General features: G+C 69.7%; 15 protein-coding genes. 5 read left to right on the forward strand and 10 right to left on the reverse strand.

Annotated features, from left to right (window positions below; translation table 11 throughout):
- Positions 1 to 67: 67 nt before the first annotated feature.
- From V6U90_RS30410 to V6U90_RS30425, 4 genes are read right to left on the reverse strand one after another with little or no spacing between them, the layout of a single operon-like run.
- A complete protein-coding gene (locus tag V6U90_RS30410) occupies positions 68 to 898 on the reverse strand; it encodes an HpcH/HpaI aldolase/citrate lyase family protein (RefSeq protein WP_334444047.1) in 831 nt (276 codons plus the stop codon).
- On the reverse strand, positions 895 to 2,049 hold the full coding sequence (locus tag V6U90_RS30415; RefSeq protein WP_334444050.1) for an acyl-CoA dehydrogenase family protein: 1,155 nt from the start codon (positions 2,047 to 2,049) through the stop codon (positions 895 to 897). The genes V6U90_RS30410 and V6U90_RS30415 overlap by 4 nt, the downstream gene beginning before the upstream one ends.
- An 11-nt stretch (positions 2,050 to 2,060) precedes the next feature.
- The gene (locus V6U90_RS30420) at positions 2,061 to 3,248 is read right to left on the reverse strand and encodes a CaiB/BaiF CoA transferase family protein (RefSeq protein WP_334444053.1); all 1,188 of its coding nucleotides are present in this window, start codon (positions 3,246 to 3,248) and stop codon (positions 2,061 to 2,063) included.
- Positions 3,245 to 4,171 carry an FAS1-like dehydratase domain-containing protein gene (locus tag V6U90_RS30425; protein WP_334444056.1) on the reverse strand — a complete coding sequence of 309 codons (927 nt, stop codon included), beginning with the start codon at positions 4,169 to 4,171 and terminating at the stop codon, positions 3,245 to 3,247. The genes V6U90_RS30420 and V6U90_RS30425 overlap by 4 nt, the downstream gene beginning before the upstream one ends.
- 13 nt (positions 4,172 to 4,184) lie before the next feature.
- Between V6U90_RS30425 and V6U90_RS30430 the strand changes: the two genes are divergently transcribed.
- Positions 4,185 to 5,117 (forward strand): LysR family transcriptional regulator, encoded by a 933-nt coding sequence (locus tag V6U90_RS30430; protein WP_334444059.1) that lies wholly within the window; start codon positions 4,185 to 4,187, stop codon positions 5,115 to 5,117.
- Positions 5,118 to 5,154: 37 nt separating this feature from the next.
- On the opposite strand, the gene V6U90_RS30435 is transcribed toward V6U90_RS30430, so the two are convergent.
- The 6 genes from V6U90_RS30435 to V6U90_RS30460 all read right to left on the reverse strand — a co-directional run bounded on the left by V6U90_RS30435 (position 5,155) and on the right by V6U90_RS30460 (position 11,071).
- Entirely contained in the window at positions 5,155 to 6,312 is a 1,158-nt protein-coding gene (locus V6U90_RS30435; protein WP_442933700.1) for a CaiB/BaiF CoA transferase family protein, read from the reverse strand.
- Positions 6,297 to 7,070: a crotonase/enoyl-CoA hydratase family protein gene (locus V6U90_RS30440; protein WP_334444064.1), complete on the reverse strand. Its 774-nt coding sequence runs from the start codon at positions 7,068 to 7,070 to the stop codon at positions 6,297 to 6,299. The genes V6U90_RS30435 and V6U90_RS30440 overlap by 16 nt, the downstream gene beginning before the upstream one ends.
- Complete coding sequence (locus V6U90_RS30445) at positions 7,067 to 7,813, reverse strand: SDR family NAD(P)-dependent oxidoreductase (RefSeq protein WP_334444066.1); 747 nt, start codon at positions 7,811 to 7,813, stop codon at positions 7,067 to 7,069. Before V6U90_RS30445 ends, V6U90_RS30440 begins: the two co-directional genes overlap by 4 nt.
- A gap of 86 nt (positions 7,814 to 7,899) precedes the next feature.
- Complete coding sequence (locus V6U90_RS30450; RefSeq protein ID WP_334444068.1) at positions 7,900 to 9,519, reverse strand: AMP-binding protein; 1,620 nt, start codon at positions 9,517 to 9,519, stop codon at positions 7,900 to 7,902.
- The gene (locus V6U90_RS30455) at positions 9,516 to 10,649 is read right to left on the reverse strand and encodes a thiolase C-terminal domain-containing protein (protein WP_334444070.1); all 1,134 of its coding nucleotides are present in this window, start codon (positions 10,647 to 10,649) and stop codon (positions 9,516 to 9,518) included. Before V6U90_RS30455 ends, V6U90_RS30450 begins: the two co-directional genes overlap by 4 nt.
- Positions 10,649 to 11,071, reverse strand: a complete 423-nt coding sequence (locus tag V6U90_RS30460; protein ID WP_334444073.1) for a Zn-ribbon domain-containing OB-fold protein — start codon at positions 11,069 to 11,071, stop codon at positions 10,649 to 10,651. Before V6U90_RS30460 ends, V6U90_RS30455 begins: the two co-directional genes overlap by 1 nt.
- A 161-nt stretch (positions 11,072 to 11,232) precedes the next feature.
- Here V6U90_RS30460 and V6U90_RS30465 point away from each other — a divergent pair, with 161 nt between their 5' ends.
- The 4 genes from V6U90_RS30465 (at position 11,233) to V6U90_RS30480 (ending at position 15,306) form a co-directional block, all read left to right on the forward strand.
- The gene (locus V6U90_RS30465; protein ID WP_334444076.1) at positions 11,233 to 12,663 is read left to right on the forward strand and encodes an amidohydrolase family protein; all 1,431 of its coding nucleotides are present in this window, start codon (positions 11,233 to 11,235) and stop codon (positions 12,661 to 12,663) included.
- 88 nt (positions 12,664 to 12,751) lie between these two features.
- Positions 12,752 to 13,624, forward strand: coding sequence for a fumarylacetoacetate hydrolase family protein (locus V6U90_RS30470; RefSeq protein ID WP_334444078.1), 873 nt, complete (start codon positions 12,752 to 12,754; stop codon positions 13,622 to 13,624).
- Between the two features lie 14 nt (positions 13,625 to 13,638).
- Positions 13,639 to 14,598 (forward strand): MBL fold metallo-hydrolase, encoded by a 960-nt coding sequence (locus V6U90_RS30475; protein WP_334444080.1) that lies wholly within the window; start codon positions 13,639 to 13,641, stop codon positions 14,596 to 14,598.
- 117 nt (positions 14,599 to 14,715) lie between these two features.
- Positions 14,716 to 15,306, forward strand: coding sequence for a TetR/AcrR family transcriptional regulator (locus V6U90_RS30480; protein WP_334444082.1), 591 nt, complete (start codon positions 14,716 to 14,718; stop codon positions 15,304 to 15,306).
- The last annotated feature ends 177 nt before the right edge of the window (positions 15,307 to 15,483 follow it).

The following is a 15,483-nucleotide window of genomic DNA, read 5'->3' on the forward strand; positions in this document are numbered from 1 at the left end:
CCACCAGCCTGCCGCACCGGCCCTCGCCACATAACCCCCGAAGGACTTACGGAACGGACCACTTAGATTAGCCGTGCCGCTCGGCCTGGCGGAGAATCTCGGCGGCATGGGCGAGCACCGGAGCGTCGACCATCCGGCCGGCGAACCGGAACACTGCCGATGCTGTGCCGGCCGCAGCCGTGACATCGCGCGCCCACCGGATCTGTTCCGTGGTCGGCCTGAACGCCTCCCGTACCGCGGGGACCTGGGACGGATGGATGCAGGCCTTCGCGGCAAAACCGGCCGTCACGGCCGCGGCGCTGTCCGCGCGCAGAAGGTCCGCGTCGGCGAGGTCGACGAGGACGGTGTCGATCGGCAGTACGCCGGATGCCCTTGCCGCGTACAGGATCCGGGTGCGGGCCTCCTCGACGGCGGGTGGGTAGGCGCCGGTCGGCGTCCGTCCGGGCCGCCCGCCGAGGTCGGCGACCAGGTCCTCGCTGCCCCACATGAGCCCGGCGCAGTTCGCGGCCGCGGCGAGTGCCGGGGCGGCGAGCACACCCGCGGCGGTCTCGCAGAGCGCGACGACGGGGCGGGGTGCGAGGGCCTCGACTGCCGCGACGTCGCAGGCCTTCGGCAGCATCACGACGGTGCCGGGCGAGCCGGCGAGGGCGGCGAGGTCGTCGTCGTGCCACGGTGTGCCGACGCCGTTGATCCGTACGATGGTCCGGCTGGGGTCGAGTCGGCGCAGTGCGGGCACGACGGCTTCGCGTGCGCGTGCCTTGCGGTCCGCGGCGACGGCGTCCTCCAGGTCGAGGATCACCGTGTCGGCGGCCGCGGCGGCCTTGTCGAACCGGTCCGGACGGTCGCCCGGGCAGAACAACAGGGCCGGGCACCGCGGCGCGGGTGTGCCGCCGATCATGTCCGGTCCAGGCCGCCGCGCTTGACCAGCTGAGCAGCGATGACGTTGCGTTGGATCTCGTTGGTACCTTCGCCGACGATCATCAGCGGGGCGTCGCGGAAGTACCGTTCGACGTCGAACTCGGTGGAGTAGCCGTAGCCGCCGTGGATGCGGACCGCGTCCAGGGCCACCTGCATCGCGGTCTCGGAGGCGAACAGTTTAGCCATTCCGGCCTCCATGTCGCAGCGCTGCCCGCGGTCGAATCGCCCGGCGGCGTGGAGGATTAGCTGCCGGGCCGCGGTGATCTTGGTGGCCATGTCCGCCAGGTAGTTGCCGATCGACTGGTGTTGCCAGATCGGTCTGCCGAAGCTCTCCCGCTCCTGGGCGTAGCGCAGTGCGTCGTCGAACGCGGCCTGGGCGACCCCGAGCGCGCGGGCGGCGACCTGAATCCGGCCAGTCTCCAGGCCCTTCATCATCTGGGCGAAGCCCTGTCCCTCGACCCCGCCGAGGAGCGCGCCGGCCGGTGCGCGGTAGTCGTCGAAGACGAGCTCGCATGCATCGACGCCCTTGTACCCCAGCTTCGGCAGATCTCTCGACACGGTCAGGCCCGGGCCGTGCTCGACGAGCAGGACGGAGATGCCCTTGTGCCGGGGTCGGGCGGCCGGATCAGTCTTGCACAGCAGCGCGATCAGCCCCGATCGGCGGGCGTTGCTGATCCACGTCTTGGACCCGTTGACGACGTAGGTGTCGCCGTCGCGGTGGGCCTGGGTAGCCAGGTTCTGCAGGTCGGAGCCGCCGCCGGGCTCGGTGAGCGCCATTGTGGCGCGCAGTTCTCCGGTGGCCATCCTCGGCAGGTACCGGTCCTGCTGCTCCTTCGTGCCGAAGGCCAGCAGCAGCTTGGCCACGACGGTGTGGCCGCCCATCGCGCCGGCCAGGCTCATCCAGCCGCGGGCCAGTTCGGCGGTGACCAGGGCGTAGCAGGGCATCGACACCGGGGCGTCGCCCCAGGGCTCGGGGATGGCCAGCCCGTAGATGCCGAGCTGCTTCATCTGTTCGATGAGCCGCTCGGGGTACGTGTTGGCATGCTCCAGCTCACGGACGACGGGCCGGACCTCACGGTCGACGAATTCGGCGACGACGTCGAGAATCGCCTGCTCATCACTGCTCAACATGGTCGGTCCTTTCAAACCACGGCTTGGTGGCGTAGCGCGGTGATCGTGGTGTCGCTGCGGCCGAGCTCGCGCAGGATCGCGTCGGTGTGCTCGCCGAGCGCGGGAACCGGGCCCATGACCGGCTCGACGCCGGCCAGGTCGACCGGCGGGCGGAGCGCCGCCACGGTCCCGCCGGGCACGCCGACCGGGCGCCAGCGGTCGCGTCCGGCCAGCACGGGATGGTCCAGGAAGTCCCGGACCTGGTTGATCCGGGCGTTGGCGATGCCCGCCCGGTCGAGCAGGGCGCTGGCGGCGGCGGCGTCCAGGTCGGCCAGCGCGGCGCGGAGCAGGCCGTTGAGCTCCGTCCGGTGCGCCACCCTGGCCGCGTTCGACCCGAACCGGGGATCGTCGGCGATCGCCGCGTCACCGAGGACGGTTGCGCACAGGGACCGCCATTCCCGCTCGTTCTGCACGGCTAGCAGCACTGTCCCGTCCGCGATGTCGTACGGACCGTAGGGGGCGATGGTGGCGTGCTCGGCGCCGGTTCGGGCCGGCTGCCCGGCGCCGTAGCGCGTGTAGTACGCAGGCGAGCCCATCCACTCGGCGAGCGCCTCGAACAGCGAGACCTCGACCGTCATCACCGTGCCGGTCGTCGCCCGTTGCAGCAGCGCGGTCAGCACGCCGCTGTAGGCGTACATCCCGGCGGCGATGTCGGCCACCGAGATGCCCACCTTGGCCATGTGCGCGGGCGTGCCGGTCAGCGACAGCAGGCCTGTCTCGCACTGCACCAGCAGGTCGTACGCCTTGCGGTCCGCCCAGGGGCCGTCGGTACCCCATCCTGACACCGTGCACGGGATCAGCCGCGGATGCGAACGGGCCAGCGCCGGTGCATCGACGCCGAGCCGGGCCGCGGCACCGGGCCCGAGGTTCTGCACGAAGACGTCGGCGCGGTCCAGCAGCTCGCCGAGGATGACCTGGCCCGGCGCCGACTTGACGTCCAGCGTCAGCGACTCCTTCGAGCGGTTGAGCCACACGAAGTAGCTCGAGTGGCCATGGACCGCCTCGTCGTACCCACGGGCGAAGTCACCGCCGTCGGGCCGCTCGATCTTGATGACCCGCGCGCCGAGGTCGGCGAGCTGCCGGGTCGCGAACGGCGCGGCGACGGCCTGTTCGAGGCTGACGACGGTGATCCCGTGCAGCGGCAGGGCAGGGATGCTCACGCCAGTTCGACCTTCGCCGTCAGCGACGGTTCGGCACCGGCGGCGCCGACCGAAACGTCGACCGCGGACCCCTCGAGCCGACCGGCGCTCACGATCCGCGCCGGCGCGAACGCCGGCCGGACCAGCCGGTACTCGAAACGGCGCACCACCCGGTCCGGAGCGTTGACCCGCGGGAGCTCGAGCGCCAGCAGGGCGAGCAGCGGGCCGTGCACGACCAGGTCCGGGTGGCCCTCGACCTCGGTGGCGTAGGGCCGGTCGTAGTGGATGCGGTGGCCGTTGTACGTCAACGCGCTGAACCGGAACAGCAGGACGGGGTCGGCGGCCACCGTGAGGCGCCACGCCCCGTCCGGATCAGGGCCGCCCGTCTCGGGGCGGTCGACCGGGCGCGCAGCCGCGCCGTGCGGTGCCGAGCGGTACACGATGTCCTGCTCCTCGACGCCGACCGGCACGCCGTCCGCGGTGAGCTCGTGCCGTACCGTCACGAACGCCAGCTCGCCGGTGCGGCCGGCCTTCAGCGTCACTCCGGCGAGGCTGGAGCGGGCCGACAGCCGCGCACCGACAGGGATCGGCGCGTCCTGACGCAGCCGGCCGCCCGCGAACATCCGCCGCCGGCCCGGAATCGGCGGCAGGAACGGGCCGGCCGCCGGGTGGCCGTCGGCGCCGATCTCCGCCGTGGCCGGATGCTCGAGCAGCGTGAACCAGTGCCAGAGCGGCGGCAGGGGACCATCGGCGTCGGGTGGCGGCACCCCGATCAGGCCCGCGAACGCCTCCGCCGGCCAAGGGTCGACCCGGCGTGTCAGCTCCACCGGTTCCTGCTGCCAGTGTCGCAGCGACTCGGCTAATATGCTCACCCGCCCATCATGTGATGCGATCAGAGGGTTCGTGAAATACCTTTTCATGATGGGCACATACGGCGTCGGCATGGGAGGGTGACGCTTGGACCTCAAGCAGTTGACCGCGTTGGTGACGGTCGCGGAGGTGGGCAGCGTGACGCGGGCGGCCCACGTGCTGCACACGGTCCAGCCCGCGGTCACCCGACAGATCCGCATGCTGGAGGAGGAAGTCGGCGTTGCGCTGTTCGAGCGGACCCGGCAGGGGATGGTACCGACGGCGGCCGGGCTGCTGCTGGTCGAGCGGGCCCGCCGGGCGCTGCACGAGCTGGAACGGGCCCGCGCTGAGATCCGCCCCGATCCCGGCGGGGTCAGCGGGATCGTGAGCGTCGGCCTGCTGGAGAGCGCCGTCGACCTCCTGGCGCAGCCGCTGGCCGCCACGATCGCCGCCCGGTACCCCGGCATCCAGCTGCGCCTGCTGACCGGGTACTCCGGCCACCTGCGGCAGTGGCTCGACGCGGGCGACGTCGACATGTCGCTGCTCTACAACCTGACCGACACGCCGTCGCTGGCGGTGACCCCGCTGCTGCGCGAGCACCTGTGGGCGGTGGCGCCGCCGGACGCCGGGCTGACTCCCGAGTCGCCGGTCCCCTGGGAGACCGTGCTCGCACACCCGCTCGTGCTGCCCGTCACCGGCCACGGGCTGCGGGCCCTCATCGATCAGGCCCGCTCCTCGGTGCCGACGCCGCCCCGCATCGCCGTGCAGGCCAACTCGATGCACCTGCAGAAGCAGCTGGTCCTCGCCGGGCACGGCTGGACGGTGCTCCCCGCGGCCGGCGTCGCCGGCGACATCGCCGCCGCAGTGCTCAGCGGCGCCCCGCTCACCGCACCGGAGGTGACGCGCACGGTCGTGCTCGGCATGCCGCGAGGCGGCCGCACCCCCGCGCCGGTCCAGGCTGTCGCGACCGAGCTGGCCCACCTCGCGCAGGCGCTCGTCCGGTCAGGCAGATGGCCCTCGGCGAGCCTACGGCCGGACTGACCACCGCGCGAGGGCGCCTGATCCCGGCCGGCCGGGATCAGGGAGCCTCCGGCGGAATGGTGACAACCCCAGCGCTGATCAGTTCCTGCGCCTCACCGGTGGCGACGTCGAGCTCGGACAGGAGATCGATCCCGTCGGCCCCGACCGCCGGTGCTGGCCGGCCCGGGCCGGACGGCGTCGTACCGAAACGCGGTGCGGGCCGGGGCGCATACCCGCCATCGATCTCCTCGTACGTGCCCCGGGCCGCGTTGTGCGGATGCGAGGGCGCCTCGCCGATCGACAGCACCGGCGTGACACAGGCATCGGTCCGGTCGAACAAGGACGCCCACTCGTCGCGCGTTCGGGTCGCGAATATCGACCGCAGACGTGCGGTCATCGCCCGCCAGCGGCCCTCGTCGTCAGGCGCGTCGAAGTCGGCGTCCTCCGTCAGGCCGAGCACCCGGAGGAAGGCCGTGTAGAACTGCGGTTCGATGCACCCGACGGCAATGTGGCGCCCGTCGGCGCAGGCGTAGGTCCGGTACCACGGCGCGGTGCCGTCGAGACGGTTCACACCACGGACGTCGGCCCAGCGGCCCTGGCTCAGGTAGCCGTGGATCATGGACATCAGCAGGGCGGAACCGTCAACCATGGCAGCGTCGACCACCTGTCCGCGGCCGGTCGTCCGGGCGTTGACGATGCCAGCCAGGAGTCCGTAAGCGAGCAGCATCCCGCCGCCGCCGAAGTCGCCGACCAGATTCAGCGGCACGACCGGATCGCCGTCGGCCGGGCCGATCGCGTGGAGCGCGCCCGTGAGTGCGATGTAGTTGATGTCGTGCCCGGGCATCTGGGCCCACGGGCCGTCCTGGCCCCAACCGGTCATCCGTCCGTAGACAGCCCGCGCGTTGACGCCGGCCACGTCGTCGGGGCCGAGGCCGAGCCGCTCGGCGGCGCCAGGCCGGAATCCTTCGACGACGGCGTCGCTGGTTCCGGCGATGCGAAGTGCGAGATCCCGTCCTCGCGGGCTCTTGAGGTCCAAGGCGATCGACCTTCGATTGCGGTGCAGTACGGGGTGCATGAAAGCTCCGGGCCGGTCCGCGCGGATGACGTCCGCACCGAGGTCGGCCAGCATCATGCAGGCGAACGGGGCCGGACCGATGCCACCCAGCTCGAACACGCGGACGCCCTCGAGCGGTCCGCCGCTCATCGTCCGCTCCAGACAGGCGAGCGCTTCTCGGCGAATGCGCGTGCCCCTTCTCGGGCGTCTTCCGACTCCATCGCGACTCGTGCGATCGCGAACTGGCGGTCGTACGCCTCGTCCGGCGTCCATCCGCGCGAAGCCGTCACGATCTCCTTGCTCGCGCGCAGGGCGAGGGGGCCGTTGGCCGCCACCCGCTCGGCGAGCTCCCGGGCCATCGTCAGCGCCCCGCCGTCGGGCGCCAGGTGGTTGACGAGGCCCAATGCGTGGGCGCGCTTCGCGGTGAACAGGTCGCCGGTGAGGATCCATTCCATCGCGACCTGATGGGGAATTCGTTGAGGGAGTTTGAGCAGCGCGCCTCCGACCGCGACAAGGCCCCGTTTGACCTCGGGGATGCCGAATCGTGCCGACTGACCGGCGACCACGAGATCGCACGCGAGGACCAGTTCGCATCCGCCGGCGACCGCGGCACCCTCGACCGCCGCGATGACCGGGATCGCCGGTGGCCTCGCGGTGAAACCGGCGAAGCCGCGTCCCGGGATGGAGGAGCGCTCGCCGAGGACGAACGCCTTGAGGTCCATCCCGGAACAGAAGGTGCCACCGGCGCCGGTGAGGATGGCCACCCGCAGGTCGTTGCGCTGGTTGAGATGATCGACGATCTCTGCCATCGCGTGCGCCATCGCGGAGTCGGCCGCGTTGCGTACGTGCGGCCGGTTCAGGGTGATCGTCGCGATCCCGGCAGACTCCTCGAACAGGACCGGCTCGGCCGCCGCGCTCATCGCGCGGCCATCCGGATCGCGCCGTCAAGCCTGACGACTTCGCCATTGAGATAGTGGTTGTCGAGCATCTGTTCGGCGAGTATGGCGTACTCCTCGGGCTCACCGAGCCGTTTGGGGAAGGTGACGGACGCGGCCAGCGTCGCTCGGATGCCGTCGTCGAGGCGGGCGAGCAGCGGTGTGTCGAAGATCCCGGGAGCGATCGTGTTAACCCGGATCCCGAGATCCGAAAGGTCCCGAGCGGCGCAGAGGGTCATGCCCACCACGCCGGCCTTGGCAGCGGCATACGCCACCTGCCCGATCTGCCCGTCCCAGGCCGCGACCGAGGCGGTCATCACGATCGCGCCCCGCTCACCGTCGACGGGGTGGTTGGTCGCCATACGAGCCGCGACAAGACGTACGCAATTGAAGGTGCCAATCAGGTTGAGCCGGACCGCGGCCTCGAAGTCCTCGAGCGGGAACGGCACCCCGGCGCGGTCGACGATCCGCCGCGGAAACCCCTTGCCGGGGCAGTGGACCAGGGCGCGAATGCTGCCGCGTTCGGCCGCGACGTCGAGCACCCGGGTGACGTCCGCCTCGGAGCACACGTCGCCCCGGACGAAAACCGCATGTACCCCGTACTCGGTACGGACGGTGGACTCGTCGACATCGACGATGTCGGTCACGACGACGGTGGCGCCTCGGCGGGCGAGTCTCCTGGCGGTGGCACCGCCAAGACCGCCGGCGCCGCCGGTCACCACGTACACGGGGGTCTCGCTGCTCAAGAACGGTTCCTTTCACTATGTGTGAGGCATGGTGCGGTGGCGGAGCGCGCCCGCCGGACCGGCCGGCGTCACCGGCCGTGAGGTGCGGGCACGTCGTCTTCCGAGGTCGTCCGCATCAGCGCTTGCAGCACCTGCGAGCGATTCACCTTTCCGAGCGAGGTGCGAGGGACGGAGTCGACGAAGCGGTACGCACGTGGGCTCTTGAACCGGGCAAGCCGGCTTGCGAGGTGTTCGGTGAGTCGGGTGACGGCCGGCTCACCGGGCTCATGGCCAGGGTGAAGCTCGATCACCGCGACGACGCGCTGTCCCCACTCCTCGTCGGGTGTACCGACCACCACGACGTCGGCGACCGAGGGCTCGGTGGCCAACGCGGCCTCCACCTCTGCCGGGTAGATGTTGACCCCGCCCGAGATGATGAGGTCGGCGCGTCGATCCACGATGAAGAGGTAGCCGTCCTCGTCGAGGCGGCCCAGGTCGCCCGCGGTCCGGTACGGGTCGTCCGCGGCAGCGGGACCTGCCACGTCCCCGTCGGCCGCCGCTCCGGTGTAGGCGAAGTCGTAGCCACCGCGGACGTAGACGGTGCCCGTGTGTCCCGGGGGGAGTGGGCGGCCCTGCTCGTCACGCACCTCGAGCGAGATCCCCTCGGCGGGACGCCCGACGGAGCCGGGCTTGCACAGCCACTCCTCCGCCGTGATCAGGGTGGCCATGCCGAACTCGGTGCATCCGTAATACTCGGTGAGCACCGGACCCCACCAGCGGATCATCGCCTGCTTGAGCTCGGCCGGGCACGGCGCGCCCGCGTGCATGACGACCTGGAGCGACGAACCGCCGAACTCGGCCCGCTCGGGCTCGGGAAGGCTGAGCAGCCGGTGGAACATCACCGGGACCATGAAGGTGCTCGTGACACCATGAGCGTCGATCAGGTTGAGCGTGAGCCTGGGGTCGAACCGGCGGGTGAGGATCAGCTCCTGTCCCAGGTGCAACGCGCTCAACGCGTTGAGGTTCGGGCCTGGATGGTAGAGCGGCGCCACGGCGAGGTGGACCCGACCGGCGTCGACGTCGAGTCCGAACTGTGCCGATCTCTGTCGCGATCGCACGTCGGCGACCGCACCGGGGTCCCGGTGCGGGTCGGGGAGGGGACGCCTGATCCCCTTGGGGCGGCCGCTCGTGCCGGAGCTGTAGAAGTGCATCGAGCCCCCGCTGCGTTGCTCGGGCGGCGTGACGGGCTGTGCGTCGAGCAGGGAGGCGACCGGCCGCCCCTGGCTCGCGCTCCCGGCCACCAGGACCCGGCCTGCCGCCAGTCCGACGTTCTCGGCTGCCGCGGCGACAACGGACTCCAGAGGCTCTTCGGTCACGACCAGTTGCGCCCCGGAGTCGGCGAGCAGGTAGGCGATCTCAGCGACGGTCAGGTGCCAGTTGATCGGGACGAGGTGCAGCCCGGTCTGCTCGGCGGCGAGCTGGACCGTGACGAACTGCGCGGAGTTGGGCAGGACCATGGCGATCGTGTCACCACGCTGGAGCGCCATGGTGGTGGTCAGCAGGTGCGACCATCGATGGACCTCGGCCAGCAACGCTGCGTAGGTGAGGACATCGCCGTCGGCGTGCAGCGCGGTGCGGTGCGGGCTCGTCCGGCCGATCTCGTAGAACCCTCGCGCCCGGGGTGATCGGGCGCCGGCCAGGGTGTTCATGCGGGCTCCTGGTTCGCAAGCACGAGTGTCGCCGCCTCGGAGAAGAAGTGTCCGACCCCTTGCACCACACTGACCTCGACACCTTCGACCTGTGAGTAGGCCTCGCCACGGAGCTGGCGCGCCGACTCCTGGATCGCGAACATTCCGTACATTCCAGTGTGGGTGTAGCGGAGACCACCGCCGTTCGTGTTGAGCGGCAGCGCTCCGCCGGGTGCCGTGTTGCCGTCGGCGATGAATCCACCAGCCTCGCCTCGGCCCACGAAGCCGAGTGCCTCCAAGCCGTACAACGGTACGTGGGCGAAGGCGTCATAGATCATGAGATGGTCCACGTCGTTCACGGTGATCCGAGCTTCGCGGAACGCTGCTGCCGCGGATCTCTCGAACGTCTCGGCCCGGGTGAGATCCGGCATCTGCGAGACCATCGGACTGTCTCCGGCCTCGCCCGCTCCCCACAGGTACACGGGTGGGCGGCGCAGGTCCTTGGCCCGTTCGGCTGTTGTCAGGACGAGCGCGCCGCCGCCGTCGCTGACCATGCAACACATGAGCTTGGTGAAGGGCCACGCGATGACGGGTGACGCCAGCACCTCGGCGACATCCACGCGGGTGGAGCGCGCGGCTCGCGGGTTGCCGTCTGCCCACTCGCTCTGCCGGGCCGGGACCGCGGCCAGCTGCTCCAGCGTGGTACCGGTCGCGTGCGCGTAACGAAGGTAGGGGAGCGTGAACATCGTCGGCGGCCCGTACACGCCGAACGGCAGCTCGAACTGCCCCATCATGCCGTCCGCGGGAATCGGGCGCGGGTGGCGGCCAACCGTCGAGCGCCGCGACTCGCCGTGCAGTACCAGCACGACGTCGGCCTGACCCGCGTCGATCGCGGCGGCCGCGTGTCGCACGTGAACGAGGAACGACGTGCCACCGACGCTGGTGCCGTCGAACCATGTCGGCCGGACTCCCAACGCATGGGCGACGTCGATCGGATTGTGCACCGCACTCGTCACGCCGTCGACGTCCTCGAGGCTCAATCCGGCGTCGGCCAACGCCAGCAGGGCCGCGTCCACATGCAGGTCCAGCTCCGACAGGTGCGGCAGACGACCGAGAGCGGTCTCGGCGGCACCTGCGATCGCGACGGCCATCATCGGCCCGCTTCGACCACTGGGGTGAACACCGGAACGACCCAACCACCCCGGTTCTCGAAGCTGACCTCGAGGTTCATGTCGAGCACCAGGTTCTCCGGGTGGGGCTCGACCCCGACGATGTTGGTCATCATGGTCGGCCCCTCCGCCAGACGAACGATCGCCAGCGTGTACGGCGCGGCCTCCTCGAACCCAGGAGCGGGCATGTGCACGATCACGTAGCTCAGGAGGGTGGCTCGCCCGCTCGTCTCGACCCATGAGAGCCTGCGCGATCCGCACTCCACGCAGGCCAGGCGGGGATAGAACAGGTAACTGGAGCAGGAGTCGCAGTGCTGCACCGACAGGCGTCCCTCACGCGCCGCGTCCCAGAAGGGGCGGGTCGTAGGTGTCGGGACGGGGGTGGCGGCGTCCAGATCGATCACGGGGAGCGACATCGATGAGGCGGGTACCATGAGTGGTACCATATACCCACTCCTGGTACCGTGCAATGCAGTGCCCCCACTTGAAGCCACGGAGGCGAACGGCCGCCGTGGCGCTGACCCAGCGGTGTCCGATTCGGGCCGACGCCGCCGGAAGGAGCCCCATGAGCACTCACACCATCTATCGCGGAGCTCAGGTGTTGATCGGCGATCCGCGCGCAAACGACTTCCGCCGCGTCGACATCGAGGTGGTGAACGGACGAATTGCTCGGCTCGAACCGCAGATCGTCGCAGAGGGGGCGACTGTGGTTGATGCGCAGTGGGCATGGATCATCCCGGGTTTCGTCGACACCCACCACCACATGTGGCAGGCCACCATACGGGGCCTGACCGCCAACTTCACGCTTGCCGACTACGTGTGGGTGATTCGCCGCAACCACTCCGGCGTGCACCGTGCCGTTGACGTCTACAACGGGACCCTGGGGGCGGCCGTGAGCCTGCTCGATTCGGGGACGACCTGCTCGGTCGACTACAACCACTGCATTGTCACTCCGGAGCACGCGGACGCCGGCGCCGGCGCATTCACCGAATCGGGTATCCGCGGAGTGTGGTGTTACGGCCTCTATGATCAGCCGGCCGAATCGCGGTTCTTCACCAGCCTCGAGCAGCGCATGGACGATGCGCGTCGGGTGGCCGGGTCATGGACCGGCGGGGCGGACGGACGCGCCCGGTTCGGCCTCGCGCCGACAGAGATCACCCTCGTCGGCATGGATCAGGTCGCTCGCGAGATGCGGCTCGGGCAAGAGCTCGACTGTTTGATTCACGCTCACACCAACTCGCGGTGGCGGCCCGGATACCCGTCGGAAATCCAGGAACTCGCCACGGCCGGCCTGCTCTGGTCGCACCAGTTGCACTCGCACTGCAACACGTCCGATGCCGCGGACCTCGCGTTGCTGGCAGAGCACGGGTGCAAGGTCTCGTCGACGCCGGAGACCGAGCTGGGCATGGGCATGGGCTACCCGATCGCCGCGATCGCCGACCGGGCCGGGGTCACGGCCGGTCTCGGCACGGACATCCAGTCGAACAACTCGCCGGACATGTTCACGGCCATGCGGCTGATGCTGGCCGGCGAGAGAGTACGCAGCAACCAGAAGGCTCTCGAGGAGGTGGGCGTCTACGACATGGAAGGCTTGCAACTGCACGCGGCCGATGTCATGCACTTCGCGACGCTCGGCGGGGCCATCGGCCTCGGACTCGGTGACGTCTGCGGGTCCATCGAGGTGGGTAAGGCGGCTGACCTCGTCCTGGTCGATCGGCGCAGCCCGCGACTTGTCCCCGCGCTCGACCCGTTGTCGACCATCGTCATGAACGCGACGGTCGCCGACATCGACACGGTGGTCGTCAGTGGTGAGGTGGTCAAGAGCAATGGCCGCATGAAGCCGGATCTGCTCGACAAGGCGGTGCGCGGGCTCGAGGAGTCCGGCGCGTACATCCGGGAGCGGTCGCAGGCCTACGGCGGCCTTGTTCCGCCGAGGCCGGACTGGTGGGGCGCGGACACGGCGGGGACGAAGTCGCCGGCGCCGCACGGGGCCTGATCGGGACGGGAGGGTCGATATGCGTTGGGTGACCTGTCGTCACGCGGATGAGGAGCGCGTAGGGCTGGTCGTTGATGGGGCTGTGCACGTGCTCGATGTCGCACGTCCGCTCCTCGACCTCATCGGTTCGGGACGCACCGAGTTGGACGAGGTGGCCGCGCGCCTCGCGCGTTCGCCCGGCGCGGTCGTCGAATGGGAAGACTGCGTACTCCTGCCGCCGATTCCGCACCCACCGTCCGTCCGGGACGCGCTGGGGTTCTTGGAACACGCGCGGGGTTGCCGGAGGGCCTACGGCCGCGATCCCGAACTCGGGGAGGTCTGGTACCAGGTGCCGGCCTTCTACTTCGGCAATCCTGCGACGGTGTACGGCCCGTACGACGACGTACCCGTCGCACCAGGCTCGCGATGGTTCGACTTCGAACTCGAGATCGCCGCGGTGATCGGCATCGGAGGCGGCGACCTCGACCAACGTGCGGCGCAGGACAGCATCGCCGGGTACACCTTCTTCTGCGACTGGACGGCGCGTGACTTGCAGCGCATGGACACCGCGCTGGGCATCGGCCAAGGCAAGGGCAAGGACTGCGGCGTCACCCTCGGCCCATGGCTGCTGACCTCCGACGAGGTCGAGGACCGCTTCGCCGGCGAGGGGCTGGACCTGGTCATCTCGGCTGCGGTCAACGGGCAGGAACTGGCGCGCGGCACGACAGCGTCGATGGACTGGACGTTCGCCGAGATCATCTCGTTCGTCTCGCGGGGTACGACGCTCAGGGCGGGCGATGTGATCGGGTCCGGGACCCTTCCGGGAGGGTGTCTGTTGGAGCACCTCAACGGAGATCCCGCGACGTACGAGCGCTGGCTCAGGCCAGGCGACGTGGTGTCACTGACAGGAGACCTGCTCGGGCGGACCGCGCAGCGCATTGTGCCGGGCCCGGAGGTCCACCGGCTGTCGTCGGGCTACTGATGGAAGGGATCGCGATGACCGGGTACACCAGGGGACTGCATGAGGTGGCCGATCGGGTCTGGGCCTGGCTGCTGCCCGACGGTGGGTGGGGCTGGAGCAACGCGGGCCTGATCGGGGGCGACGGGGAGAGTTTCCTCGTCGATACGTTGTTCGACCTGCCGCTGACCGCCGAGATGTTGGACGCGATGCGGGTGATAACCGCGACGAGCCCTGTCCGAGGGGCGCTGAACACGCACGCCAATGGGGATCATTGCTTCGGCAACCAGCTCCTCGGAGCCGACGTCGCCATCCACGCGACGTCCGAGACCGTCCACGAGATGCGGCACGGGTCCACCCCGGAACGCTTGCGCAGCCTGGTCGAGGCCGACCTTGGTCCGATCCTCTCGCCGTTCCTACGTGACTGCTTCGGACCGTTCGACTTCGAGGGTATCGCCATGCGTGGGCCCGACGTGACCTTCGAGACGCGGGTGTCGGTCGACGTCGGCGGGCGCCGCGTCGAGCTGCTTCGACTGGGCCCTGCCCACACATCCGGCGACGCCATCGCCCACGTACCGGACTGCGGGGTGCTCTTCGCCGGTGACCTGCTGTTCATCGGGAGGACACCGATCATGTGGGCCGACTCGCTCGATGACTGGATCGAAGCTTGCGACCGGATGATCAGGCTCGAGCCGGAGATCGTCGTGCCCGGGCACGGCCCGGTCTCGGACGTCGACGGCATCCTGTCCGCACGTGCCTACCTCGCGCACGTCAAGAGCGAGGTCGAGAAGTCGCTGCACGCCGGGCACTCGTGGCGGGAGGCGGCTGACCGTATGGACCTGGGACCGTTCGCCACGCTGCCCCAGGCCGAGCGCGTCGTGGTGACGACGTACCACGCCTACCGTCGCGCGCGTCCCGAGACACCACAGGTCGAGTCCATCGACCTCTTTGGTTCCATGGCCGAATGGAAGCTGCGTCGTTGCGGCACCCCCTCGTGAACCGGCCGCCCGCGACTCACCCGAGATGGCGATCGGCCACATCGGTATTCTTCCCGGCAAGTGAGTACCACCTGGCGGCGGAGGACCCATTCGCCGGCAAGCGGATAGAGGTGTGTGATGACGAGTCAGTCGATGATCGTGCGGCCGAGCCAGTTGTCGGCACGGCAGGCGGACGTCCTCGACCAACTCGAGAAGCTCTTCCTCGGTGAGGGCTTCCGGCACCTGACTGTCGGCGACATGGCCCGGCTCGTCCAGACCTCGCGGCGCACCCTGTATCAGCTCGGTCAGAGCAAGGAGGAGGTCGTCGTCGGCGTTGTCGACCGCTTCTTCAACAGCATGGGCAAGGACGCCCTCCGCCGCGCGCGCGATGCGGACGGCGTGCGCGACCAGGTCGAGGCGTACCTATCGGCTTCGGTCGAGCGCAACCGCCGTGCCAGCCGCCAGTTCATCCACGACGTGGAGAACTACTCACCGACGCGTCACATCTATGACCGGCACCAGGAGATCGCGATCCGGGAGATCGAGAGCATCGTGCAACGGGCGATGCTGCGGGGTGAGGTAACCCGCGGAACCCCCGCGTTGTGGGCCGAGATCCTCGGCGCGGTCATTCGGCGGCTGCGTGACCCCGATGTACTCGACCGGGTCGGAGCGACCCGTGGCGACGCTCTCGAACTCTTCGGCCATCTGTGTCAGAACGGGCTTGCCTGAGTCGCCCGCCGCTGGATCCGTCCGGCGCTGATTCGTCGTAGCTGGATCAACCGTCAGAACCTGTCAAGTCAACTGAGACATTTTCTTGATTTTGTTCAGCTTTGTGCTGGTGGCCGGTTGGGCACGGGCGGGGCGGTGGTCTGTTCGGGGTCGCTGTTGTCGGGTTTGTTGATCCAT

It is taken from the genome of Micromonospora sp. CPCC 206060 (assembly GCF_036906895.1).
Lineage (GTDB): Bacteria > Actinomycetota > Actinomycetes > Mycobacteriales > Micromonosporaceae > Micromonospora.